The sequence below is a fragment of the Cupriavidus sp. CP313 genome, from assembly GCF_054072015.1.
In genome coordinates this window covers 70,504-94,458 of record NZ_JBSVZB010000013.1, presented here as the reverse complement: position 1 = coordinate 94,458, position 23,955 = coordinate 70,504, and the positions used below count along the sequence as shown (strand labels likewise).

Genomic DNA, 23,955 nt, shown 5'->3' with positions numbered 1-23,955 from the left:
CCCATGTCCTACTATCTGCGCAGCGCCAGCCTGACCAATTACGTGGAAGTCGCGCGTTCGCTGGGGCTGGATCCATACCAGCAGCTGAGGGCGGCAAAGATCAACCGCTCGGTCCTGCTCGATCCCGATATCCGCATCCCTGCGGCGTCGGTCGGCCGCTTGCTGGATGCGTCGGCGCACGCCGCCGGGGTCGACGATTTCGGCCTGCGCATGGCCGAGCTGCGCGAGTTCTCCAACCTCGGCCCGCTCGCCTTCGTGGTGCGTGAAGAACCCACGCTGCGCCGCGCGCTGGAGTCGATGGTCCGCTACATGGGCCTGCAGAATGAGTCGCTGTCGATGCGCATCGAAGACGGCGAAGACCTGGTGATGATCCGGCTGCAGGTGCTCAGCGAGGCGCCCGGCACCTTGCGGCAGGCCGCCGACCTTGCGGTCGGCGTGGTGTTCCGGATGCTGAGGCTGTTCCTGGGGCAGTCCTGGCGGCCGCGCAGCCTCTGCTTCACCCACCCGGCACCGGCCAGTGCGGCCACGTTTTCACGTGTGTTCGGCATGCCCTGCACCTTCAACCAGGATTTCGACGGCATCGTCTGCCTGGCCTCGGACCTGGAAGCGCCGTTGCCGTCGTATGACCCGGTGATGGCGCAGCAGGTGAAGCACTATCTCGGCACGCTGCTGGCGCAGTCGACCGTGGCGAGCATGTCGGACATGGTGCGCAAGCTGGTCTACGCGCTGCTGCCCACCGGACTGTGCTCGGTCGAGCGCGTGGCCCAGCACCTGAGCGTCGACCGGCGCACCGTGCATCGGCGGCTCGGGCAGGAACATACGACTTACTCCGATATCCTCGCCGAGGTCCGTGCCGACCTGGTGATCCGCTACCTGGAGAACCGCGAGCGCCCGCTGTCGGAAGTGGCCGCGCTGCTGGGGTTTTCGTCTCTGAGCGCGTTCTCGCGGTGGTTCAGCGGGCGTTTTGGATGCAGCGTGTCGGCATGGCGGGCGCAGGCGGGGGAATGAAGGAGAGGTTTCTTGCGGAGTTGGGGGCTTTGGCAACAAGCCAAGGATCCCAGGCCACAGCACCCAGCTCAGAACTTGTGCCTCACCCCCAACGCCACACCAACCATACTCTTCTGCCCGTTTGCCGCGGCATAGCTGTTCCCCAGCGACAGGCTGTTGGCATAGACCGTAGCCAGCGATTCCAGCATCAGCCCGGCATTCCGGGCATAGGCAGTGGACACGTACACATCAGTGCGCCGCGAGAACGCGTAGTTGGCGACAAAGGCAATCTGCCACGGGTTAGCGACCTGCGTATTCCCGAACAGGCTCCTGACATTGTCGTAGTTGTACTCCAGCGTCAGCCCCACGGCCGGGGTGACCTGGTAGTTGGCGCCAATCCAGTAATAGTCGTCGCGCTGGATCACCACGTCGGCGGCATTCTTGTTCTGGCCCCAGCGATAGCCGCCCATGATCTTGGCCGGGCCGAAGGCATAGCTGGCTGCCACGACGGCCTTGCGCACGGTGCCGCTGCTGGTGCCGATGGTGGGGTTCCACTGGTCATAGCCGATGGTGGCGCCGAACGGTCCGGTGGCATACGCCAGCGAGGCCCCGTAGGCGGTGTCTCGCCGGAACTGTCCGGGCACTTCGCCATTGCCGCCGATCGGGGTGGCAATGCCAACAGTCTGCGGCAGCGCCAGCCCGGCGCCGAACGACCAGTGCGCCCGCGCCGTCAGCGGGCCGAACTGGCCGGTGTACTTGACCGTGTTGTCCTCACGGAAATTGGCGCCCGCCTGCAGCACCACCGGTTCATATTGCGTGGCGTAGGCGGTAGGCGAGAAGTTCGCCAGCGCTTCAAAGATCGACGTGTACTGGCGGCCCAGGCTGAGCTGGCCGATGCCGGCGCGCTGCAGGGCGACAAAGGCCTGGCGGCCGAACAGGCGACCGCCCTGCTGCATGGTGCCGTTGTCCAGGCTGAAGCCGCTTTCCAGCACGAACGACGCCTGCCATCCCGCACCAAGATCTTCCGCGCCGCGCAGGCCCCAGCGCGACCCGGACAGCCCGCCCGAGGCCATGCGGAACACCTTGTCGCCCGGCCCTGGGTTGAAGCCGTTAGTGGCAACGGGCACGGCGCCGACGCGGTTCACGTATTCGACATTGACGTCCGCCACGCCATACAGCGTGACGGACGATTGCGCGGCGGCCGCCAGCGGGCTGCCCAGCATCAGGGCCATGACGGTGCTTCTGGTTTTCATTTATCTCCTCCTTGGTTGCCCGGCCTTTGCGGCCGGATTCTTTTGTTGTGCCGCGGACGCGGCGAGGTCACGAATCGTGCGTGACCAGGGTGCCCAGTTCCGCCAGCAAGTCATGGGCACCCGGCCACGGGCCGTAGCCCGCGGCAGGGTTGAGGTGGCCGACGTTGCCCAGATCCACCAGCCGGCTGCCCCATGCGGCGGCCATCTCAGTGACGCGCGCATGGCTGGCCAGTGGGTCGTTTCCGCTGGCAGCAACCAGGCTGGGGAAGGGCAAGGGCGCGAGCGGCGTCGGCAGCCAGCCCCCCTGCACCAGCGCGTCCTGCGCCGGATAGCCAGGCGGCAGCGGCTGCGCGAAATCCGGCGGCGTCACCAGCAGCGCGCCCAGAATCTGGCGCTGGTGCCGTGCCGCCCAGTGCACGGTGATCATCACGCCGGCGCTGTGCGCGACCAGCACGACCGGTTTGTCGATGGCCGCCAGCGCCGCATCGAGCGCGGCGACGCGGGCCGCGCAGCTGAGCTTGTCGTGCTCCAGCGGCGGCACGCAGCGGACATCGTGCCCCTGCGCCTGCAGTTCGGCTTGCAGCAGCGTCTGCCAGTGCTCGGCGACGTGGTCGCGCAAGCCCGGCACCATCAGGACAGTGTGGGTGGGTGTAGCAGTCATGGTCGGATTGGAAAGAGTCAGGCAGGAACAACGTGAGGCACGGAGTGGCCATCCAGGCGGCGCAGGTCCGCCGCGTAGTGCCGGCGGCCGATGCAAAACAGCAGGACCGCGGCCGCACCGGCCAGCGGAATCCATTGCAGGGCGCCGGTCAGGCCGATGTGGTCTGCCAGCACGCCGGTGAGGAACGGGCCCGGTGCCAGCCCCAGCAGGTTGTTGATCAGGGTCAGCGTGGCAAAGGCGGTCGCATGGATGGCAGGCCGCGTCAGGTTGGCCACCATCGCGCTGGCGGGGCCGGCGGTGCCGCCCACCACCAGCATGCCCGCGCCGATCAGCACCAGCTGCGCGTGGCCCGCGGGCAGCCGGAACGCCGTCATCAGCAGGACGCAGCAGACCACGCTGTAGGCGATGGCCATCTGCCATTTGCGCGCGGGCACGCGCCGCGCCACGCGGTCGGTCAGCGCACCGCAGGCCACCATGCCCACGCCGGCCATCAGCACCAGCATTGCCGCAGCCACGCCGGCGCGCCCGGACGCCATGCCGTAGTCGCGCGACAGGAAGCTGGGCAGCCAGGCCAGCAGCGCCGCCATCACCAGCAGCTGCAGCGCACTGCCCGCGCAGGCGCAGAGCATGGAAGGCACCGTCAGCAGCTCACGCACGATCCGGCGCGGTTCCAGTTGCCGGGCCGGCGCCGCGTCGCCGTTGGCCGCACCCATGCGTTGCTGGAGCCCGCGCAGCCGATGCTCGCTGATCGTCAGGTAGTAGAACGCCACCAGCACCAGGCCGAAGCCGGCGATCCCGGCAAAGGCGATGCGCCAGCCAAAGTGGGCCGACAGGACGCCGCCCAGCCCCATGCCAAGCACCGAGCCGAAGGCACCGCCGGCAATAAACGCAGCGCTGAGGCTGGCGCGCAGATGGCGCGGGAACACCGACACCACCACCGCGATACCCACGCTGCCATACGCCGCCTCGCCGATGCCAACGCAAAGCCGCGCCAGGAACATCTGGCCGAAGCTGTCCGCCACCGCGCAGCCCAGCGTGGCCAGGCTCCACAGCGCCGCCATCAGGATCAGGCTGCGCACGCGTCCCCAGCGGTCGGCCAGCAGCGACAGCGGAATCGCGAGCACGCCCACCATCAGCGCCACCACGCCGCCGAGCGCGCCCAGCTCCGTATCACCGAGCTGCCATTCGGCCTTCAGCAGCGGGAACACCGCGTTGAGCACCTGGCGTGACATATAGTCCGACAGCAGCAGCGCGAAGGTCAGCGCAAAGACGAGCCACGCGTAGCGCAGTCCGGCAGCAGCCGGCAGGGCCGGCGTGGCCGACTCTGCGGCAAGGGCAAGGCGGGGTCTGGACATGGGCGTCTCCGGAAGCAGACCGGCGGTCTTCGCGCCGCCGTGCGTTCACAGCCCGCCCCCGAAGGGTGACGAGCGCAGGCAGTATCTGGCGATCGGGACCGCGCGGTTTGATATTCCGGGACGTACGTTTGACATTCCGGGACAGCTGGGGAAAACGCCGAGACGAAAAAAACGGCACCCGAGGGTGCCGGTTTCTGGCTGCCTCGCCGTCAGGCAAGGCGCAGCGAAGCTCAGTCTTCCAGCTTCGGCAGCGAGGCGCTGACCTTGGACGACAGCAGGCCGCTCTTGGCATACGTCTGCAGCTTCTCGCGCGTGTCGACGATATCCAGCGTGCGCATGGTCAGCTGGCCGATACGGTCCAGCGGCGTGAACATCGACTCGCCCTTTTCCATGGTCAGCCGTTCCGGCTTGTAGGTCAGGTTGGCCGAGGTGGTGTTCAGGATCGAGTAGTCGTTGCCGCGGCGCAGTTCAATGGTGACTTCGCCGGTGATGGCGCCCGCCACCCAGCGCTGGGCGGTTTCGCGCAGCATGATGGCTTGCGGGTCGAACCAGCGGCCCTGGTACAGCAGGCGGCCCAGGCGGCGGCCGTTGTCGCGGTACTGCTCGATGGTGTCTTCGTTGTGGATGCCGGTGATCAGGCGCTCATAGGCGATGAACAGCAGCGCCAGGCCCGGGGCTTCATAGATGCCGCGGCTCTTGGCTTCGATGATGCGGTTCTCGATCTGGTCGCTCATGCCCAGGCCATGGCGCCCGCCGATGCGGTTGGCTTCCATGAACAGGTCGACGGCATTGGCGAAGGTCTGGCCGTTCAGCGCAACCGGCTGGCCTTCCTCGAAGCGCACGGTGACTTCTTCGCGCTTGACTTCCACGTCATCGCGCCAGAACTGCACGCCCATGATCGGCTGCACGATGCGGATGCCCGAATCCAGTTGCTCCAGGTCCTTGGCTTCGTGGGTGGCGCCCAGCATGTTGGAGTCGGTCGAGTACGCCTTTTCAGCCGACATCTTGTAGTCGAAGCCGTTCTGGCGCATGAACTCCGACATCTCGGCGCGGCCGCCCAGTTCGTCGATGAACTGCTGGTCCAGCCACGGCTTGTAGATCTGCAGGCCGGGGTTGGTCAGGAGACCGTAGCGGTAGAAGCGTTCAATGTCATTGCCCTTGAACGTGCTGCCATCGCCCCAGATGTTGACGCCATCTTCCTTCATCGCAGCAACCAGCATGGTGCCGGTGACGGCGCGGCCGATCGGGGTGGTGTTGAAGTAGGTGATGCCGGCGGTCGAGATATGGAACGCGCCGCACTGCATGGCGGCGATGCCTTCGGCCACCAGTTGCGTGCGGCAGTCGACCAGGCGGGCTTCCTCGGCGCCGTAGGCCTTGGCGCGGCGCGGGATGTCGTCGTAGTCCGGCTCGTCCGGCTGGCCCAGGTTGGCGGTGTAGGCGTAGGGAATCGCGCCCTTCTGGCGCATCCAGAGGAGTGCCGCGCTGGTGTCAAGGCCGCCGGAGAAGGCGATTCCGACGCGCTGGCCGGAAGGAATGTGCTGCAGGATGGTAGTCATCGCCAGAAAATCTAAGTGAATTTGTCGGCTCTTGGGCGGGCTTCCAATACGCGCGCCGGGGCGGCGGGAAGCACGGCGACGCGGCCGGCCGAGTCACGTGCCGAGTCAGTGCCAAACGCGAATTGTGACACGGCAGCGCCCACGCGCCAAACGCCGGAACTGGCGGGGGCGTCGGCGCCACCTGCATCCGGGCCTGCCGGACCATTCAAATCCCGCGAACGCGCCTTTCAAAACTCTCGACTGGTTCGCTCCAGGACCCCTCCCTATACTCCGCCGCACTGTTGTCTGAAAGCGGAGTCGTCATGCTGCATCGCGCCCTGGAAGGAGTCCGGGTCCTGGACCTGTCGCGCATCCTGGCTGGTCCCTGGTGTACCCAGAACCTGGCCGACCTGGGCGCCGAGGTGACCAAGGTCGAGCACCCGGAGCGCGGCGACGATACCCGCGGCTGGGGCCCGCCCTACCTGGAAGCGCCCGAGGGCAGCGGCGACACGCAGCGCCTGTCCGGCTACTTCATCTGCTGCAACCGCGGCAAGCGCTCGGTCGCAATCGACTACGGCACGCCCGAGGGCGCCGCGCAGGTACGTGAGCTGGCGCGCGAGGCCGACGTGCTGGTCGAGAACTACAAGGTCGGCACGCTGCGCCGCTACGGGCTGGACTACGACACGCTCAAGGCGATCAACCCGCGCCTGGTCTACCTGTCGATCACCGGCTTCGGCCAGAGCGGGCCGATGGCGGACAAACCCGGCTACGACTATGTGTTCCAGGGCATGGGCGGGCTGATGAGCTACACCGGCCAGCCCGACGGCACGCCCGGCGCCGGCCCGCTCCGCACCGGCGTCGCCGTGGTCGACCTGAGCACCGGCATGTATGCCACCTCCGCAGTCCTGGCCGCGCTGTACCAACGCCAGGCGACCGGGCTGGGTGCACACCTGGATATCGCGCTGCTCGATGTCGCGGTAGCGATGAACGCCAACCAGGCCGCCAACTACCTGGTGTCGGGCCAGAACCCGCAGCGCAGCGGCAATGCCCATCCCAACTGCGCGCCCTATGAGGTGTTCCGCTGCGCCGACGGTCACCTGATCCTGGCGATCGGCAACGACAGCCAGTTCGCGCGCTTCTGCGCCGTGGCCGGCATGCCGGATCTTGCGCAGGACCCGCGCTACGCCACCAACTCCGCGCGCATCGAGCACCTGCCCGCGCTGCGCGCCCTGCTGACCGGTCTCTTCCCCACGCGCGCCCGTGCTGCGTGGACCGATGCCTTCGATGCGGCCGGCGTGCCCTGGGGGCCGATCCACACCATGGACGAAGTCTTCGCCCACCCGCAGGTGCAGCACCGCGGCCTGCTGCAGGTGGCCGAACACCCCGTCATGGGCCGCGTACCCATGGTGCGCAACCCGATGCTGGCCGGGCACGACCTGCCGCTGCCACCGCCGCCGCTGCTGGGCGAACACAGCCCGGCGGGCTGAACGGCGCGCAGCTACCCACAAGACCGAAAACACTGACACGGAGACACCGATGAAACCAACCTTCACCGCCATCGCGCTGCTGGCTGCATGCGCAAGCGGCGCCGCGCATGCCACCGCGTATCCCGACCGGCCGATCAAGCTGATCGTCCCCTACGCCGCCGGCGGCACCACCGACATCATCGCGCGCATCGTCGGCACGCGCCTGGGCCCGGTGCTGGGGCAACCGGTGGTGGTCGAGAACCGCCCCGGCGCCGGCGGCGCTGTCGGCAGCGCCTACGCGGCCAAGCAGCCGGCCGACGGCTACACCCTGGTGATGGAAGTGGAAAGCTCGCACGCGGTCAACCCCAACGTCTACCTGAAGACCGCCTACGACCCGGTCAAGGACTTCGCGCCGGTCAGCAACCTGGCCGACGTGCCCAACGTGCTGGTGGTCAACCCGGCGTTCCCGGCCACGGACCTGCAGTCGTTCATCAAGCTGCTGAAGGCCAACCCGGGCAAGTACTCGTTCGGCTCGTCCGGCAACGGCGGCCTGAGCCATATGAACGGCGAGCTGTTCATGAACGCCACCGGCACGCGCATGCTGCACGTGCCGTACAAGGGCCTGGGCCCGGCGCTCAACGATGCGGTGGCGGGCCAGATCCAGGTGGTCTTCGACAATATCCCGTCGTCGTCGGGCCTGATCCAGGGCGGGCGCCTGAAGCCGCTGGCGGTCGCCGCAAAGCAGCGCCTGAAGGTGCTGCCCAATGTGCCGACCTATGCCGAGGCCGGCCTGCCGGCGATGAACAACCCGTCGTGGTTCGGCCTGGGCGCGCCGGCGGGCACGCCCTCGGCCATCCTCGACAAGCTCAACGACGCCGTGCGCCAGGTATTGGCCGAGCCGGAGGTGATCGCCGCCATCGAAAAGCAAGGCGCGATCCCGGCACCGACTTCGCGCAAGGCCTTCGGCGACCTGATCCGGGCGCAGAATGCGCACTGGAAGCAAGTCGTCGAGGACATCCACTTCACCAGGCTCCAGTAAGCCACAAGGAACGACATGAGCGCACTTCAGCAAGATCCGCACGCCGGCGTCGAGATCGACGCGCGCGGCATCGCCACCGTCACTATCCGCCAGGCGGGCTCGCTCAATATCCTGAGTACGCCGGTGATCGCATCGCTCACGCGCGCCATCGAAGCGCTGGCCGGCAACGACGCGGTACGCGTGCTGGTGCTGCGCGGCGCCGGCGAGAAAGGCTTTGTCGGCGGCGCCGACATCAAGGAAATGGCCGCGCTGGACCGCGCCAGCGCCGAGACCTTCATCAGCGGCCTGCGCCGCCTGTGCGACGCCGTGCGCCACCTGCCGGTGCCAGTGATCGCGCGCATGCCGGGCTGGTGCCTGGGCGGCGGGCTGGAACTGGCGCTGGCGTGCGATATCCGCATCGCCGCCGACAACGCACAACTGGGCATGCCGGAAGTGAAGGTCGGCATCCCGTCGGTGATCCACGCCGCGCTGATGCCGCGCCTGATCGGCAATGCGCGCACTGCATGGATGCTGCTGACGGGCGAGATCTCCGACGCCGCCGAGGCGCTGCAGTGGGGGCTGGTGAGCCGCGTGGTGCCGCTGGCGGAGCTGGACCTGGAAATCGAACGCGTGGCCGCGCTGCTGGCCGGCTTCGGCCCGGCCGCGGTGCGTCAGCAGAAGCGCCTGCTGCGCGAGTGGGAGGATGCGCCGCTGGAAGTGTCGATCAACAACAGCGTGACCGAGTTCGGCAGCGCCTTCGACACCGGCGAGCCGCAGCAGCACATGGCCACCTTCCTGAACCGCAAGCGCTGAAGCGCGGGGCAGTGCTTACGGCGCCACGGCGCCGCCTTCGCGCGTGGCCACCACGCGCGGATCGTTCAGCAGGAACTGCGCAAAGGCCTCGGCAAACGCCGGCAGCTTGCCGTCCGCGCGCACGATCAGGTTCAGCTCGCGCAGGGCCCATGGCTCAGCCAGCCGCACGCCGACCACGCGTGCCTCGCGCAGGGCCTGCGCCGCCACGCTGCGCGGCACCAGCGCCACTCCCACGCCGGCCTCGGCCAGCGACAGCACCGCATCGAAGCTGTGCGCATGCAGCCGCACGTTGGGCCCCTTGCCCGCGCGCTGCGCCATGTCACGCAGGAACAGGAAGTTGCTGCTGGTGCGGCTCATGCAGACAAAGTCGAAGGCCAGCGCCGCGCCGAAACGCACTTCGGGCTCGCGCGCCAGCGGGTGATCCGCGGCCACCGCAAGGATCAGCTCGTCGCGCGCATAGCGCACCGAGCGCACGCCGGTGGCTTCGCCGCCAGTCTGGAAATCCCCCGCCAGGATGCCGACATCGGCTTCATGCGCCGCCACCGCCGCCAGGATCGACTGGCTGGCGCGCTCCTCCAGGTCGATGTTCACATCCGGGTTGGCCAGCAGGAAGCGGCTCACGCTGGGGATGATGAAGCCGTTGAGCGAACTGCTGTTGGCCAGCAGCCGGATATTGCCCTTCAGCCCGGCAGAAAAACGTCCCACCTCGCCATGCATGCGCTCCACGCCAAGCAGCAGTTCGCGCACATGGACCAGCAGGGTTTCACCGGCCGGCGTCAGCTCCATGCCGCGCGCGGTGCGCACGAACAGCGGCGTGCCCATCGCGTGCTCCAGGTTCTTCAGCCGGTAGCTCGCCGCCGACGCGGTGATATGCGTGGCCGATGCGCCACCTGACAGGCTTTGCGCATCGGCAATGGCCTGGAACAGGCGCAGGTCGGTCAGTTCGTAACGCAAGGCAACTCCGTTTGGGGCGGGACGGTCGAAGGGATTGGCGCTTGGTGGTGTCGCGGCCATTCTAGTGCAGCACCGTGGGCTTCCCGCCCGCCACCCGGTCCGCACACACTCCGCTCATTTGATGTGGACGCCGTCCATTTTCTTTGCTAAGGTATTGTGGACGGCGTACACAAGAGCGTGCGCCAGTTGCCAGCGCGCCGCCTGATTCGCGCGCCATGCCGATATCCACGGCCGCCCGAGCGGCGGCCTACCTACAGGAGTTGTCATGCAAGTCCAGCCCTATCTGTTTTTCGAAGGCCGTTGCGATGAAGCCGTCGAGTTCTACAAGAAGACCCTCGGCGCCAAGGTCAACATGCGGATGACGTTCAAGGACAACCCGGAGGCCGACAAGGCCGGCCAAGGTTGCCAGCCCGGCGCCGGCACCGAAGACAAGGTCATGCACCTGGAATTCCAGATCGGCGACAGCGTGATCATGGCCTCCGACGGCCGCTGCTCGAACCAGCCCAACTTCCAGGGCTTCGGCCTGTCGATCAACTACCCTGACAAGGCCGCGGTCGAAAAGGCCTTCAACAGCCTGAAGGAAGGCGGCCAGGTGGTGATGCCGCTGGACAAGACCTTCTTTGCCGACCAGTTCGGCATGGTCACCGACCGTTTCGGCATCATGTGGATGCTGCTGACGGCACCGAAGTAAGCGGCGCATCGCGCAGGTTTCCCGGCAGCGACGCGCCCCGTGAGCGTATGGGCTTACAATGCGCCGCCTGCCGGAGAAACCTTGCCATGGACGATCGCATCAACGAACTCGAAATCAAGCTTGCCTTCCAGGAAGACCTGCTTGATACCCTGAACAGCACCGTGGCGCGCCAACAGCAGCAGATCGACCTGCTGCAGGAACAGTTCCGCGCGCTGTACCAGCAGGTGCGCAGCGCCGCCAACACCGCGGCCGAAACCGACCCCCAGCAGGAAATCCCGCCGCACTACTGATGGACGCGGCCCGCGCCATGCAGGCCGATAGCCGATGTGACGGAACGCCACCCCGCCCGCGCGGTCTGACAGGCTGACTCCATCCACGGCGCCGTCGACAGGCGCGCCCCATCCGCCACATGCGTCTGAACCCCTCCCTGCTGTTTGCCGCTGCCTGCGTCGCCGGTGCCGCTGGTGCGTCCTCGGCATTCGCCGGCTACAACATCTGGACCGGCGAGTACTCCCTGAGCCAGCAGGAACTGCAGACCGCGCTGGACAAACGCTTCCCCGCCACGCTGCGCTACGCCGAAGTCGTCAGCGTGCAGCTCAGCCATCCCCGGCTGGTGCTGGACGAGGCCAACAACCGCGTCACCACCCACGTCGACGCACGCCTGACCAACGCCTTGCTGCCCTCCCCGCCGGTGGACGGCAAGCTGGCGCTTAATAGCGGCGTACGCTACGACCCGGCCAAACGCGCGGTGCTGCTCGACAACCCGACCGTGCAGCAGGTGGAAGTCGCCGGCATGGGGCAATACCGCGAACAGCTCAACGCCATCGGCGCCGTGGTCGCGCAGCAGTTGCTGAAGGACTATCCGGTCTATACGTTCAAGCCCGAGGAACTGCGCGTCGGCGGCAAGGACGTGGAGCCGGGGGCGATTACCGTGGGCAAGGATGAGGTGCGGGTGGAGGTGAAGCAGCGGTAGGCTACGGGCCGGCCTGCTCTGGGTTCGCTGATTGTTCAGCCTGCCGCGTTGCGCACGCCGGGCCCAGAACCAGCCACCGGCAATGGCAAGGCCGCCGCTCAGCGCGAACACCAGCGGAATCCCGATCTTGCGCGCCAGCACGCCGCCCAGCAGCGGCGCGAGCACCAGCGCCACCAGTTGCACGCTCCTGGCGGTGGCGCTGACGCTGCCGAGACAATGGCGCGGGCATTGCTGCTGGATCGCCACGGCCTGGCTCAGACACGCCAGGCAATAGGCACAGCCATTCACCACCCAGAGCCCGAGCCACAGCATCTCGGGCATGCCGCTGCCGGCCAGCACGCCGGGGATCAGCACGGTCAGCCCTACCACCGCAAGACCGGGCGGCGCCAGGCGGATGCCACACCACCGGTACAGGCGCGGGAACGCCAGCGCGCCACACACGGCGCCCGCGGCGGTGCCGCTCACCAGCATGCCAAAAGCCGATGCCGGCAACCCCTGCGACTTCATGAACAGCGCCAGCAGCGGATCGTAGAGTCCGAATGTCGCAGTCAGCATGAACACGCAGCCGAACGACACCCGCACGGCATGACTGCCGCGCAGCAGCGCCATCAGTGGCCCCAGCCGCAACGCGCCTCGTGCTGGCGCGCTTTGCGCAGCGTCCGGGCGCGCCCTGTCGCGCAGCGGCACCAGGCACCCGATTGCGAGCAACGACAGGCCGGCCGAAAGCCAGAGTCCCGACATTGGCCCATACAGCGCGGTCGTGCCGGCCGCGATCAGGGGCGCGCAGACCTTGGTGATCTGGTCGGCCACCGTCATCATGCCGGCATTGGCGGCAAGCTGCGCATGGCTGAGCATCGATCGGACCATGACCTGTTCCGGCGGCAAGGCGCTGGCATTGGCCAGCGCCTTGAGCATGACCAGCAGCACGAACACGCTCAGGTCTGGCGCCATGAGCAGCAGCAACGATGTGATGCCGCGCGCGCCGTAACTGGCAACCAGCATGGCGGCAGGATTGCGCCGGTCGGCCAGCCAGCCGAAGAAGGGCCCGCCAACCAGGACCGGAATGACGAACAGCGAGGCAGCAACGCCCGCCGCGGTCGCATCCGCGCCCCAGTGAAAGGCGAGCAGCGAAAAGACCACGGTGGCGTCGAGCCACACCGTCAGGGCGCTGACAATCCTGGCGGCGAGCAGCGGCTTGTATCCGGGGACGGCGGCCAGCCTTTGCATGGGAATGGAGGAACGCGTTGTCGAAACGGGTCAGCATAGGGCGCGATCGCTGCCCTGGCTGCCGCATGCGCGAGATTTCGACCTTTCCGCAGTGCATTTCGGAACTTGCGGGACGATGCCGGCGAAATTTCAGATCACCCGCGCATCGGATTTCGCCCTCCCCGAAACACCACCCCCAACCCCGCCAGCACCGCCCCCATTCCCGCCATCGCCAGCGGCGCCATCCGGTTGCCCAGCAGCAGGTAGTCGAGCACCGCCGTACCCGCCGGCACCAGGTAGAACAGGCTGGTGACGTTGACCAGGTTGCCCGCGCGGATCAGGCGGTAGAACAGCAGCGTCGCGCCGATCGAAATGACCAGCGCCAGCCACAGCAGCGGCAGCGCGAAAGCCAGCGAAGCATCGAAGGCGAAGGGCTGGAACGGCAGGCACAGCAGGCAGGCCGCGAGGCTCACGCCGTACTGCAGCGGCAGCACTTCAGCGGGTGCTCGCGTGATGCGCTTCTGCAGGATAGCGCCGACGGTCATGCTGGCGAGCGAGGCCAGCGCGCACAGCACCCCCGCCAGCGACAGCCTGGCCAGCAGCAGGCTGTCCGCCACCACCATGGCCAGCCCGGCGAGCGCGAGGGCCAGGCCCGCCATGCGTGCGGCGCTGAAGCGCCGCTCGGTCAGCAGCAGCGTCAGCATCGGCTGGGCGCCAAGCACGGTGGCGAGCACGCCGGGTGTCATGCCGTGGTCGAGCGCAAGGAAGTAAAAGACGGAGTAGCCGCCGATCAGCAGCAAGCCGGTCAGGGCGGTGTAGAGCCGCTCGCCGCGCGGCGGCAGCAGGCGGTGCCTGGCCAGGCCGATCGCGCCTAGCACGGCGCAGACCAGCGCGAAGCGCAGCGTCAGCAAGGCGAAGGGCGTGGCGTGGTCGAGGGCCAGCCGGGCGGCGATGGCGCCGCTGCTCCACAGCAGCACGAAGAGGGGCGTGGCCCAGGCGGAGGTGTTGGTGGTGCGTGTGCCGGTGGCGGCGTCGAATTGCGCCGCGCAGTCTTTGTCGGTTGTCATGGATGGCATCTGTCGTCAGCTTGGCAGGCTCCGGCAACGCGCATCGGCATGCGGCCATGGCACGGCGGCAGGCGCGCATAGGCGTGCGGCTGCCGTGCGCGCAGGCACACGGATACGGGACTACCGGAGACGAATGAGGCTGGGGGGCGTGCCCGTCAGCCGCGCGGCGGCGGCGGCGGGTGCGCACCGCCGATGAACGGCGGCGGCGCGACAGATGTGAACGCAGGCTGGCGACGCACGCATGGCAACGCGCGGCCCGGGGGCGCGGCGTTGACGGGGCGTTGGCGGTCTGCGGTCATGGTGGGAATTGAAGACTTCGAAGAAGTAGTTCGACGATGCTATGCCTGTGCGGCGATCGCGTCAACGCGGTTCTGTTGTGCCCTGCTCCAGCCGGGACACCAGCGCCTGCAGTGTCGGCGCGCATCCGGCTTCGACCTTCAGCGCGAGCATCGCGTCCGCCCGCGTGGTGCCCAGGTTGAGCGCGGCCACGGGCTTGCCCATTTGTCCGGCCCAGACGCAGAAGCGGTAGCCGGAATAGACCATCAGCGACGAACCGACCACCAGCATGGCATCCGCTGCTTCCAGTGCCGCACGCGCGGCATCGACCCGCGGGCGCGGCACGGATTCACCGAAGAACACCACGTCCGGCTTGAGGATGCCGCCGCAGCGCCCGCACTCTGGCACGCGGAACTGCGCGAACAGCGGCGATTCGAAATGCACGTCGCCATCGGCGGCGGGCTCGGCGATCACATCGCGCAACGCGGCGTTCTGTGCCAGCAGCCAGTCCTGCAGGTCGGCGCGGTCATGGCGCGTGCCACAGTCCAGGCAGATGGCGCTGGCCAGGCTGCCATGCAGTTCGATCACACCCTCGCTGCCGGCGCGCTGGTGCAGGCCGTCGACATTCTGCGTGACCAGCGCCGTGAGCCGGCCGTGCGCGCCAAGGCGCGACAGCGCATGGTGCGCGGCATTGGGTCGCGCCTGCCACGCCACCGGCCAGCCCAGCATGCTGCGCGCCCAGTAGCGCTGGCGCCCCGCGTGCGAGCCCAGGAAGGCCTGCAGCGTGATGGGCTGCGAGCGTTGCCACTGGCCGCGCGCGTCACGGTAGCCGGGAATGCCGGAATCGGTGCTGATGCCCGCGCCGGTCAGCACGAACAGGCGCGGGTGGCGCTGCACGAAATCGAACAGCGCGGACGGTGGGTGCGGGGGTTGCAGCGGCTCGCTCAACTTGCCGGATCCTCGGCATGACGCGCCGCCTGGCGCGCCTCCCAGGCACGCAGCCCCTCGCGGTAGCGGTCCATCTCCTGGTAGTAGTAGTCGAAGATGCAGGGATCGCAGCCGGAGCCGCAGCACTCGTCATCGCCGGGCCGCTCTGGCGGCACCGGGCGGGGGTCGTCGGGGGGCACGGCGGGGGACGCTTGGGACACTGACAGTTCGCGAACAGGCGCAATGGCGGATCAACCGCCAGTATATTCCCGCCGGCCCCGGCCTGCCGCCGGACCCCTCAGTGGCTGAGCAGCCCCTCGCCGACCGGGATCACCAGCGCCGTGCCCGCCAGGCAGGCGATGTCGTCCTCGGCAAGCCGGCGCGACACCACGTTGGCCAGCCTGGCGCCGATGCGGGCAAGTTCGGGGGCGTCGGCCAGGTAGACGGCGTCGATCACGCTCTGGTCGAACTGCAGGGCCGCGCTCAGACGACAGCGTCCGGGCGAGCCGGCTGGCTCGGCCTGCCAGCTGACCTGCACCTGGTTGCCGTCGCTGCGGTGGTATTCGGCCGACATCGGAAACAGCCGGCAGGTATGCTCGCGGGTCCACTCGACCAGGGCAGTCATGGCGATTCCCCCTTTGGCGGGACAGCGCGTCCGCCGGTGCGCCGCGTCAGCGGCTCAGTACATGGTAGAGCCAGTCGTGCGCGCGTGCCGGCACGCCCAGCGCGCTGGCATCGATGCGCCGCCCCTGCACCCGCAGTGTGCCTGCGTGCAGGGCATCCACCGCTGCCTGGGCATCCGGGAACCTCCCCATCACGCCATTGCCCAGCATCAGCATCCAGTCCTTCTCGCGGGGAATGAGCGTGAGCTGCCCCGCGGCGGTCTGGCAAAAGAAATAACCGTACATGCAACCCCCAAGCACCGCGCCTGTGTCCATCTTAGAGCAGGGCACCACGGGGCCGCGTGCCGATCTGCACGCTTCCGAACGGCGTGATGAATTGTTTTTGCACGGCCGCGAGCGGGCGGCCTGCATGCCGCATTTTGCCCGAAGATAGTCAGACCTCCCCGCCCGGCTGCCGCCGGGCCGGGCCACTGCCGCCCGCTGCGGCCGACAGAGAACCGATTGCGAACCCCCGGTGCCATGAGGGCAGCCCCATTCCATTGCTTGCGCGAACTGCTCGTACCGGCGGCCCTGGCGCTGGCTGCGGGCGCGGTCCTGGCCGCTGAGCCGGCATCCATGCCGGCGGCGCCGGCCATTGAGCCGCCCGCGAACCAGGCCGCCGCGGCCACGCCGCAGCGGGCCGCAGGCGCGCGCCCCCGCATCTGCCTGGTGCTCTCGGGCGGCGGCGCGCGCGGCGCGGCGCATATCGGCGTGCTCAAGGTGCTGGAGGCAATGCACATCCCGGTCGACTGCATCGCAGGCACCAGCATGGGTTCACTGGTGGGGGGCGCCTATGCCACCGGCATGGCGCCCGCCGAAATGGAGCGGCTGGTCGGCGGCCTGAGCACCGACAAGATCTTCAAGGAACGCCCGCCGCGCCAGGACCTGACCATCCGGCGCAAGCAGGACGATTTCACCAACCTGTTCACGCCAGAGATCGGCGTGCAGGCCAGCGGCCTCTTGCTGCCCAAGGGCGCGGTCTCGGGCGTGCAGCTGGAGACTGTGCTGCGCCAGCTGGCCAAGGTGCCCGGCTACCGGGACTTCGACCAGTTTCCGATTCCCTACCGCGCCGTGGCCACGGACCTGGTGGCGGGCACGCCGGTGGTGTTCAGCCAGGGCGAGCTGGCCAACGTGATGCGCGCCAGCATGTCGGTGCCGGGCGCGGTGGCGCCGGCCGAGTATGAGGGCCGCCTGCTGGTCGACGGCGGCCTGACCGACAACCTGCCGGTAGACGTGGCGCGCAAGATGGGCGCCGATGTCGTGATCGCGGTGAACCTGGGCACGCCGCTGATGAAGCGTGAGGAGCTGACCTCGATCATCGGCGTGACCGGCCAGATGCTCAATATCCTGACCGAGCAGAACGTGCGTGCGTCGCTGGCCTCGCTGCGGCCCACCGACGTGCTGATCGAGCCGGCGCTGGGCGATTTTTCCGCGACCGACTTCGACCACCTGCCGGCAACCATCCCCATCGGCGAGGCCGCCGCGCGCAAGGTCGCGGACCGCCTCGCGCCGCTGGCGCTGCCGCCGGCGCAATATGCACAACTGCGCGCCAGGCAACAGGCAGTACAGCCGCCCGACACCCGCCCGGTCGATGAGATCCGGCTGGCGCCGCTGCAGCGCGTCAACCCGGACTACGCCACCGCGGTGATGGAAACCAAGCCCGGGCAGCCGGTCGACCAGGCCACGCTGGACCAGGACATGCGCCGCCTGTTCGGCACCGGCGACTTCGAGCACGTCAACTACGGCATCCTGGAAGAGCCCGGCAAGCGCGTGCTGGCGGTCAATGCGGTGGAGAAATCCTACGGTCCCGACTACCTGCGCTTCGGGCTCGGGCTGAGCTCGGATTTCCGCGGCGATGCCTATTTCAACCTGGTGGGCAGCTACCGGCGCACCTGGCTCAACGCGCTTGGCGCCGAATGGCGCACCGATGCTCAGGTGGGCCAGACCTCGTCGCTGATCAGTGAGTTCTACCAGCCGCTGGATACGCGCCAGTACTTCTTTATCGCGCCGCGCATCGAGCTGGAGCGGCGCCCGGTCAATGTCTTCCAGGGCAGCACGCGCATCGCCACCTACGACCTGCGCCGCTTTGACATCGCGCTGGACGCGGGCAGCCAGTTCACCAAGTACGGCGAGCTGCGCGTGGGCGTGCAGACCGGCTCGGAACACGCCACCCTGAGCACCGGCCCTGAGTCGCTGTCGCCAGGCCCGGGCAATATCCGGCGCGGCGCCATCACCGGGCGGCTCTTCTTCGACCAGCTCGACAGCGTCGACTTCCCGCGCTTCGGCTATGCGGCCCGGCTGCACATCTACGCCTCGCAGCCGGGGCTGGGTGCAGACCAGGCTTATGTCAAAGCGCAGGCGGACGGCATCTATGCCCACTCGTTCGGCGACAACACGGTCTCGCTCGCCTTCAAGGTCGGCAGCAATATCGGCGGCAATCCGCTGCCGCGCTATGACCTGTTTCAGTGGGGCGGCTTCCTGCAGCAATCCGGTTATGCCACCGGGCAGCTGCTGGGCGGCAACATGCAGTTTGCGCGGCTGGTGTACTACAACAAGCTGGCGCGCCAGACCCTGCTGCAAGGCGTGTACGCAGGCTTTTCGCTGGAGGCGGGCCGCATGGGCGACCCGCTAGTGCCGGGGAGCCCGACCGGGCTGCTCAAGTCCGGCTCGGTCTTCCTGGCGCTCGACAGTCCGCTGGGCCCGCTTTACCTGGCCTATGGACGCGCCGCCGCAGGCACATACAGTTTTTACCTGTTCCTGGGCAAACCCTTCTGAGCCGGCCAGCATAAGCACCCAACAAATGTGAGCCCGCCGTACCCTACCAAAGTTGTATGTAATGTCTTAATTCAAATGTCTATACTTTTTCCGTCACCAAGACCCCCTCTTGAATGACGACCTTCCCCGGTCGCCGCTCCCCAGCGGCGACTTTTTTTTTGGGCGCCCGCCTGGCATGCGGCGCCTATAATCCGGGCCTCGGGCTGCACTTGCGGCCGCTCCGCGCCCTTTCGCGCGCCTCCTCCCATGCAGATTGATTTCACCCATTTCACGCCGTGGCTGTCGCTGGCCGGCGGGCTGGTCATCGGCCTTGCGGCGGCGCTGATGATCCTGGGTCTCGGCCGCATTGCCGGCATCAGCGGCATTGTCGGCGGCCTGCTGAAGCTGCCGCACGGCGACACCGCCTGGCGCGCCGCCTTTGTGATCGGGCTGTTGCTGGCGCCGTGGCTGGCGGGCGCGTTCGATGCCATGCCCGCGGCTCAGATCGATGCCGGCTGGGGCGAGGTGCTGGCGGCGGGGCTGCTGGTAGGCATCGGCACGCGCTACGCCGGCGGCTGCACCAGCGGGCACGGCGTGTGCGGCCTGTCGCGGGGCTCGGTGCGCTCGCTGGCCGCCACGCTGACCTTCATGGCGGCGGGCTTCCTGACGGTGCTGGTGCAGCGTCATTGGCTGGGAGGCTGACCGATGGGCACGCTCTTCTCATTGCTGGCCGGGCTGGTGTTCGGCATCGGCCTGATCCTCTCCGGCATGGCCAACCCGGCCAAGGTGCTGGGTTTTCTCGACCTGGCCGGCGCCTGGGACCCGTCGCTCGCCTTTGTCATGGCCGGCGCGATCCTGGTGGGGGTGGTGGCCTTCGCACTGGCGCGCCGGCGCCAGCGCTCCTGGCTGGGGCTGCCGATGCAGTGGCCGGCGCTGGCCGCGGTCACGCCGCGGCTGGTGCTGGGCAGCGCGGCGTTCGGCGTGGGCTGGGGCCTGGCGGGCTTCTGCCCGGGCCCGGCGCTGGTGGCGCTGGGTGCCGGCTACGCCAAGGCCTGGGGCTTTGTCGGCGCCATGCTGGCAGGCATGGCGCTTTACGAGATCGCGGAGCGGCGCGGGCGCTGATGCAGTGCAGCATCCAGCCCTCGTGCCATGCGGGCTATGCGCGAATGCAGCAAAGGCTGGCCCCTGGCGGCCAGCCGGTTTAAGATTGCGCGATTATCGGACAACAAGCCCCAGACAACACACCTCCCAATGGATGTCCTCCGCCCCCTCGGTCTTGGCCATGCACAGGCCGACACCGTCCGCGTTGCCCGGCCCCAGGCCGACCTGCTCGCCAGTTTTGCCGGCGATCCCAACTTCATGCTGTCGCTGGCGCGCGGGCTGACCGTGTTGGAGGCCTTCTCGGAACGCAAGCGCCCGCTGACGATCTCGCAGGTGGCGCAGCGCACGCAGCTGTCGCGCGCCTCGGTGCGCCGCTGCCTCTATACGCTGGAACAGCTCGGCTACGTCAGCCAGCAGGACGGGCAGTTTGCGCTGCGCCCCCGCGTGCTGCACCTGGGCCACGCGTATTTCTCGTCGACCTCGCTGGTGTCCCTGGCGCAGCCGATCCTGGACAACCTGAGCGCGCGCATCCACGAGACCTGCACGCTGGCGATCCTGGACGGCACCGACATCCTGTACCTGGTGCGCTCCGAAGTGCAGAGGGTGCTGAACTACTCGCTCGGCATGGGCAGCCGCCTGCCGGCCTACTGCACCTCCAACGGCCGGCTGCTGCTGGCGCACCAGCCCGCCACGGTGCTGGACGGCTTCTTCGAGCATGCCGAACTGCGCCCGCGCACGCTGCAGACCAAGGTCTCGCGCCAGGAGCTGGAAGCGTGCTTCGAGCGCGCCCGCGAAGTGGACTACGTGATCGTCGATGAAGAGCTGGAACCGGGCCTGCGCGCGATGGCCGTGCCGGTGCGCTCGGCCTCGGGCATCGTGCTGGCGGGGCTGAGCGTGAGCGTGCGCGCCGCGCGTGTCTCCGAAGCAGAGATGATCTCGCGGCTGCTGCCGCCGATACGCGAAGCCGCGGCGGCGATCGGCCGGCTGATCGGCTCCTGATTGCCGCTGACTAGTCCGCTAACTACCCGCGCAGCCGCGCGGGACTGAGCATGGCCGCGGTCACTCCGTGGTCGGCAATATGCTGCGGCAGCGGCTACGGCGCATCAGCCCCGGTGCGCCAGTTCCAGCGCAAATACCAGTCGCTGCAGGAAGTTCTCGATGCGCCCGTCCGGATGGATGAAGGCGCAGCCGAAATGGTGGATGGCGCTGTCGTCATGGCCCACCAGCCAGTGGCCAACCACCTGCAGGTCCAGCTCAAGCTTGCCCAGCTCGCGGAAGTCCAGCCGGCACTTGCCGACCGTGGTGCCGACCGGCAGGTGCTCTGCCGAGACCGTCTTCGAGCGCAGCCCCACGCCCGACAGCGACAGGTCGGCGATATCGAGCCCCAGCACGGTCTTGTCCGACATGTGGATCTCGCAGCGGTAGCCCCTGGTCACCAGCGTGCGCGCGCGGAAATGGCGGCGGCGCTGGAAGTGGTAGAGCTTCTCCGGGAATTCGACGACAAAGGCTGGGCCTTCCTCATAGCGCGTGGCGGCCGGCTGGCCCACCACGAAGTTGACCGGCACGCCGCGCAACAGCCCCGAGAAGGCGTTCTCCTCCGAGGTCATCAGCGACATCCGCTCTGGCTCCGTATTGCACCAGTCAAACACGAAGGTGCGGTTGACCGGGTCGACGTGCAGGACCGACGTGACGAACTGGTGCCCGGTGCGGGTGCGCACGCTCAGCATGCACTTCTGCCAAGACAGGTCGCGCAGCACGGTGCCGATCTGCGAGTTGTGCGTCAGGCGATAACGGTCATCCGCCGGCTCAATGTCGGATTCGGCGCCGTTATCGGCTGGCCCGGAGGCATCGTGCTGATTCATGGATTCACGCAACGTCTGAAGTGGCTGGGATCGCCGGGTATGGGGGGCTTCGGCCTGCCGGCCGCGCGCATGTTAAGCGCCTGCCCCATTGCCCGGCAAGACTCATGGTCTCACTTCGGCAGATCTGTGGCAGAACTTGAGCACAGACTTCCGGGGGGTAGCGCGCACGCCGCTTTCAGGCGTCCGGGGGCGATGGCGGCGGCGCCGCAAGCGTTGCCTGCGCCTCTTCGCGCAACCACGCCAGCAGCACCAGCCGGCGCGTGTCGTGTTCAAACGGCGCGGGTGACAGCAGATGATAGGCCGATCCGTCGGCCACAAAGCCGAACGGCGCCGCCAGCCGGCCATCGGCGATCTCGTCGGCGGCCATCAGCTGCGAGGCCATGGCCCAGCCCAGCCCCGCGGCGGCGGCCTGCAGGCTGAGGTAGAAATGTTCGTACCAGGCGTCGCCGTCGCACTGCACGACGGGGGCGGCATCGCCGCGCACCGCCTGCCAGCGCTGCCATGCCTCGGGCCGCGTGCGCGTATGCAGGCGCGCCGGGACCGTGGCCGCCCCTTGTGCAAGCTGCGGCCGGCACACCGGCCCCACCCGTTCCTGCGCCACCTCGCGCGCGTGCCAGCGCGCATCGAAGGCAAAGTCATTGCGCCGCAGTGCCAGGTCGGCGCCGCTGCGGGTGAAGTCGATCGGCCCGCCCGCGGCCATCAGGTGCAGCGGGATATCGGGATGGCGCGCGGCAAAGCGCGGCAGCCGCGGGATCAGCCAGCGCATGGCGATGGTCGGCTCGCAGGACAGCACCAGCGCTCGCCCCGGCGGCTGCGTGCGGATGCGCGCGGCGGCGCCGGCCAGCACCTCCATCGATTGCGTGGACGCCGCGAACAGCGTGCGCCCCGCCTCGGTCAGGAAGACCCCGCGGTTGCGCCGCTCGAACAGCGCCACGCCCAGCGTGTCCTCGAGCTGGCGGATCTGCCGGCTGACCGCGCCATGGGTCATGTGCAGTTCCTCCGCAGCCCGGACAAAGCTTTCGTGGCGCGCCGCCGCCTCGAAGAATCGGATCCAGCCCAGCCAGTGCATCAGTCAGTTTTTCTCACGTAATTGCGCGAGTATATATCGGTTGTGGCGGCGCTTTCCGGCACGCAGAATTGGGTACGCCCGGACCTCCCGATGTGGTGATCTCCGGATAACTGCAACGTAACTTGACAGAAAATGCCCCCAATCGCCGAATCCCTGGCGGTCGCCGCCGTGACCGTGCTGGCCGTTGTCAGTCCGGGCCCGGACTTCGCCATGGTCACCCGCAACAGCTACCTGTACGGCCGCCGCGCCGGCCTGCTCAGCGCGCTCGGGATCGCGCTGGGGGTGCAGGTGCATGTGCTCTATACGATGTTCGGGGTGGCGCTGCTGATGGCCCATGCGCACAGCGTGCTGACGGTGGTGAAGATGCTGGGCGCGGCCTACCTGGTGTGGATCGGCATCCAGACGCTGCGCAAGCGCGAGGCGCTGGCAGTAGACCTGCAAGGTGCGCGCACGCTGCGGCCGTGGGCGGCCCTGCGCATGGGCTTCCTGACCAATGCGCTGAACCCGAAGACCACGCTGTTCGTGGTCAGCACCTACACCCAGGTAGTCGATGCGCACACGCCGGTGCCGGTGCAATGGGCTTATGGCGGTTTCATGTCGGTGGCGCACCTGGCGTGGTTCAGCCTGGTGGCGTGCGTGTTCACCGCGCCGGCGCTGCGCGCGGCGATGCTGCGGCGCCAGCGGCTGCTGGACCGCACCATCGGCTCGGCCTTGTGCGGGCTGGGCGTGGCGCTGGGGCTCAGCAACCTGGCGTAAGGCCAGCCTCCGTCAGTGGCCAGGCCTGGCGCACGAGATGCTGGACGCCTTGCGGGCCGAGCCGGCTTTCGAACAGCACCAGCCGCTGCACGTGCCAAGGCTCGCTGGCCAGCGTGCGGTGCGTATCGAGCCAGGCGCGCAGCACGCTTTCCGGCACGGACGGCTTGCAGCGCGCCAGCGTCAGGTGCGGATGGAAGCGCCGCCGCTCCGGGGTAATGCCCGCGGCCTCGGCCAGCGCCTGCCCGACATCAGCGTGCAGGGCGCGCAGCGTGTCCAGGCCGGGACCTGGCGCCAGGCCTGCCCACAGCACCGAACCCTGGCCGCTGCGAAAACGCCCAGTACCGGCTGCCTGAAGCCAAAAGGCAGGCGCGCGGATGCTGTCGAGTGCGGCCCCCAGCGCTGCGCCAGGCACGTTGCACTCGCCCAGGAAGTGCAGGGTCAGGTGGACCTGCTCTGGCGCTGCCGGCCGCACGCCGTGCGCGGGCGGCAGGGTCGACAACAGCCATGCCGCCTGCGCGGGCGGGACTTCCACGGCAATGAACAGGCGCGGCATGGCAGCGCAGCCAACG

Annotated in this window: 25 protein-coding genes and 1 pseudogene; 12 read left to right on the top strand and 14 right to left on the bottom strand. The window is 68.3% G+C overall.

The window, feature by feature from the left end; translation table 11 throughout:
• The first annotated feature begins 3 nt into the window (after positions 1-3).
• Positions 4-1,008: an AraC family transcriptional regulator gene (locus tag ACW4E8_RS18815; protein WP_456805900.1), complete on the top strand. Its 1,005-nt coding sequence runs from the start codon at positions 4-6 to the stop codon at positions 1,006-1,008.
• 68 nt (positions 1,009-1,076) lie between these two features.
• On the opposite strand, the gene ACW4E8_RS18810 is transcribed toward ACW4E8_RS18815, so the two are convergent.
• From ACW4E8_RS18810 to argG, 4 genes are all read right to left on the bottom strand, one after another.
• A complete protein-coding gene (locus ACW4E8_RS18810) occupies positions 1,077-2,240 on the bottom strand; it encodes a porin (RefSeq protein ID WP_456805899.1) in 1,164 nt (387 codons plus the stop codon).
• A 67-nt stretch (positions 2,241-2,307) separates the two neighbouring features.
• Positions 2,308-2,901, bottom strand: coding sequence for an RBBP9/YdeN family alpha/beta hydrolase (locus ACW4E8_RS18805; protein ID WP_456805898.1), 594 nt, complete (start codon positions 2,899-2,901; stop codon positions 2,308-2,310).
• Positions 2,902-2,918: 17 nt separating this feature from the next.
• Positions 2,919-4,256 (bottom strand): MFS transporter, encoded by a 1,338-nt coding sequence (locus tag ACW4E8_RS18800; RefSeq protein WP_456805897.1) that lies wholly within the window; start codon positions 4,254-4,256, stop codon positions 2,919-2,921.
• 230 nt (positions 4,257-4,486) lie between these two features.
• Positions 4,487-5,812 carry an argininosuccinate synthase gene (gene argG, locus ACW4E8_RS18795; RefSeq protein WP_456805896.1) on the bottom strand — a complete coding sequence of 442 codons (1,326 nt, stop codon included), beginning with the start codon at positions 5,810-5,812 and terminating at the stop codon, positions 4,487-4,489.
• A gap of 302 nt (positions 5,813-6,114) precedes the next feature.
• Here argG and ACW4E8_RS18790 point away from each other — a divergent pair, with 302 nt between their 5' ends.
• From ACW4E8_RS18790 to ACW4E8_RS18780, 3 genes are read left to right on the top strand one after another with little or no spacing between them, the layout of a single operon-like run.
• The gene (locus ACW4E8_RS18790) at positions 6,115-7,278 is read left to right on the top strand and encodes a CaiB/BaiF CoA transferase family protein (RefSeq protein WP_456805895.1); all 1,164 of its coding nucleotides are present in this window, start codon (positions 6,115-6,117) and stop codon (positions 7,276-7,278) included.
• Positions 7,279-7,327: 49 nt separating this feature from the next.
• On the top strand, positions 7,328-8,296 hold the full coding sequence (locus ACW4E8_RS18785) for a tripartite tricarboxylate transporter substrate binding protein (protein ID WP_456805894.1): 969 nt from the start codon (positions 7,328-7,330) through the stop codon (positions 8,294-8,296).
• Between the two features lie 15 nt (positions 8,297-8,311).
• A complete protein-coding gene (locus ACW4E8_RS18780) occupies positions 8,312-9,088 on the top strand; it encodes an enoyl-CoA hydratase (RefSeq protein WP_456805893.1) in 777 nt (258 codons plus the stop codon).
• A 15-nt stretch (positions 9,089-9,103) separates the two neighbouring features.
• Here the strand turns inward: ACW4E8_RS18780 and ACW4E8_RS18775 are convergent, their stop codons facing one another.
• Positions 9,104-10,042, bottom strand: a complete 939-nt coding sequence (locus tag ACW4E8_RS18775; protein WP_456805892.1) for a LysR family transcriptional regulator — start codon at positions 10,040-10,042, stop codon at positions 9,104-9,106.
• 265 nt (positions 10,043-10,307) lie between these two features.
• On the opposite strand from ACW4E8_RS18775, the gene ACW4E8_RS18770 reads away from it, so the two are divergent.
• From ACW4E8_RS18770 to ACW4E8_RS18760, 3 genes are all read left to right on the top strand, one after another.
• Positions 10,308-10,733: a VOC family protein gene (locus ACW4E8_RS18770; protein WP_456805891.1), complete on the top strand. Its 426-nt coding sequence runs from the start codon at positions 10,308-10,310 to the stop codon at positions 10,731-10,733.
• An 86-nt stretch (positions 10,734-10,819) separates the two neighbouring features.
• Positions 10,820-11,023: a SlyX family protein gene (locus ACW4E8_RS18765; protein ID WP_456805890.1), complete on the top strand. Its 204-nt coding sequence runs from the start codon at positions 10,820-10,822 to the stop codon at positions 11,021-11,023.
• Positions 11,024-11,142: 119 nt separating this feature from the next.
• Positions 11,143-11,706 carry a DUF1439 domain-containing protein gene (locus ACW4E8_RS18760; protein ID WP_456805992.1) on the top strand — a complete coding sequence of 188 codons (564 nt, stop codon included), beginning with the start codon at positions 11,143-11,145 and terminating at the stop codon, positions 11,704-11,706.
• Positions 11,707-11,877: 171 nt separating this feature from the next.
• Here ACW4E8_RS18760 and ACW4E8_RS18755 read toward each other — a convergent pair.
• From ACW4E8_RS18755 to ACW4E8_RS18730, 6 genes and pseudogenes are all read right to left on the bottom strand, one after another.
• Positions 11,878-12,933, bottom strand: a pseudogene (locus ACW4E8_RS18755) (MFS transporter); the annotation flags it as partial.
• 134 nt (positions 12,934-13,067) lie between these two features.
• Positions 13,068-13,979, bottom strand: a complete 912-nt coding sequence (locus ACW4E8_RS18750) for a DMT family transporter (protein ID WP_456805889.1) — start codon at positions 13,977-13,979, stop codon at positions 13,068-13,070.
• A 360-nt stretch (positions 13,980-14,339) separates the two neighbouring features.
• On the bottom strand, positions 14,340-15,203 hold the full coding sequence (locus ACW4E8_RS18745; RefSeq protein ID WP_456805888.1) for an NAD-dependent protein deacetylase: 864 nt from the start codon (positions 15,201-15,203) through the stop codon (positions 14,340-14,342).
• Positions 15,200-15,403 (bottom strand): oxidoreductase-like domain-containing protein, encoded by a 204-nt coding sequence (locus ACW4E8_RS18740; RefSeq protein WP_456805887.1) that lies wholly within the window; start codon positions 15,401-15,403, stop codon positions 15,200-15,202. Before ACW4E8_RS18740 ends, ACW4E8_RS18745 begins: the two co-directional genes overlap by 4 nt.
• A 77-nt stretch (positions 15,404-15,480) precedes the next feature.
• Positions 15,481-15,807 carry a hypothetical protein gene (locus ACW4E8_RS18735; RefSeq protein WP_456805886.1) on the bottom strand — a complete coding sequence of 109 codons (327 nt, stop codon included), beginning with the start codon at positions 15,805-15,807 and terminating at the stop codon, positions 15,481-15,483.
• 46 nt (positions 15,808-15,853) lie between these two features.
• The gene (locus tag ACW4E8_RS18730) at positions 15,854-16,090 is read right to left on the bottom strand and encodes a hypothetical protein (RefSeq protein ID WP_456805885.1); all 237 of its coding nucleotides are present in this window, start codon (positions 16,088-16,090) and stop codon (positions 15,854-15,856) included.
• Positions 16,091-16,324: 234 nt separating this feature from the next.
• On the opposite strand from ACW4E8_RS18730, the gene ACW4E8_RS18725 reads away from it, so the two are divergent.
• From ACW4E8_RS18725 to ACW4E8_RS18710, 4 genes are all read left to right on the top strand, one after another.
• Positions 16,325-18,619: a patatin-like phospholipase family protein gene (locus ACW4E8_RS18725; protein WP_456805884.1), complete on the top strand. Its 2,295-nt coding sequence runs from the start codon at positions 16,325-16,327 to the stop codon at positions 18,617-18,619.
• Between the two features lie 246 nt (positions 18,620-18,865).
• Complete coding sequence (locus ACW4E8_RS18720) at positions 18,866-19,300, top strand: YeeE/YedE family protein (protein ID WP_456805883.1); 435 nt, start codon at positions 18,866-18,868, stop codon at positions 19,298-19,300.
• 3 nt (positions 19,301-19,303) lie between these two features.
• The gene (locus ACW4E8_RS18715; protein WP_456805882.1) at positions 19,304-19,720 is read left to right on the top strand and encodes a DUF6691 family protein; all 417 of its coding nucleotides are present in this window, start codon (positions 19,304-19,306) and stop codon (positions 19,718-19,720) included.
• A 129-nt stretch (positions 19,721-19,849) separates the two neighbouring features.
• Positions 19,850-20,698, top strand: coding sequence for an IclR family transcriptional regulator domain-containing protein (locus tag ACW4E8_RS18710; protein WP_013954068.1), 849 nt, complete (start codon positions 19,850-19,852; stop codon positions 20,696-20,698).
• 104 nt (positions 20,699-20,802) lie between these two features.
• Here ACW4E8_RS18710 and ACW4E8_RS18705 read toward each other — a convergent pair whose 3' ends face one another.
• A complete protein-coding gene (locus ACW4E8_RS18705; protein ID WP_456805881.1) occupies positions 20,803-21,561 on the bottom strand; it encodes a flagellar brake protein in 759 nt (252 codons plus the stop codon).
• Between the two features lie 175 nt (positions 21,562-21,736).
• Positions 21,737-22,630, bottom strand: coding sequence for a LysR substrate-binding domain-containing protein (locus tag ACW4E8_RS18700; protein ID WP_456805880.1), 894 nt, complete (start codon positions 22,628-22,630; stop codon positions 21,737-21,739).
• A gap of 132 nt (positions 22,631-22,762) precedes the next feature.
• Between ACW4E8_RS18700 and ACW4E8_RS18695 the strand changes: the two genes are divergently transcribed.
• Positions 22,763-23,386 carry a LysE family transporter gene (locus tag ACW4E8_RS18695; protein ID WP_456805879.1) on the top strand — a complete coding sequence of 208 codons (624 nt, stop codon included), beginning with the start codon at positions 22,763-22,765 and terminating at the stop codon, positions 23,384-23,386.
• Here ACW4E8_RS18695 and thpR read toward each other — a convergent pair.
• The gene (thpR, locus tag ACW4E8_RS18690; RefSeq protein ID WP_456805878.1) at positions 23,370-23,939 is read right to left on the bottom strand and encodes an RNA 2',3'-cyclic phosphodiesterase; all 570 of its coding nucleotides are present in this window, start codon (positions 23,937-23,939) and stop codon (positions 23,370-23,372) included. The genes ACW4E8_RS18695 and thpR overlap by 17 nt on opposite strands.
• Between the last annotated feature and the right edge of the window lie 16 nt (positions 23,940-23,955).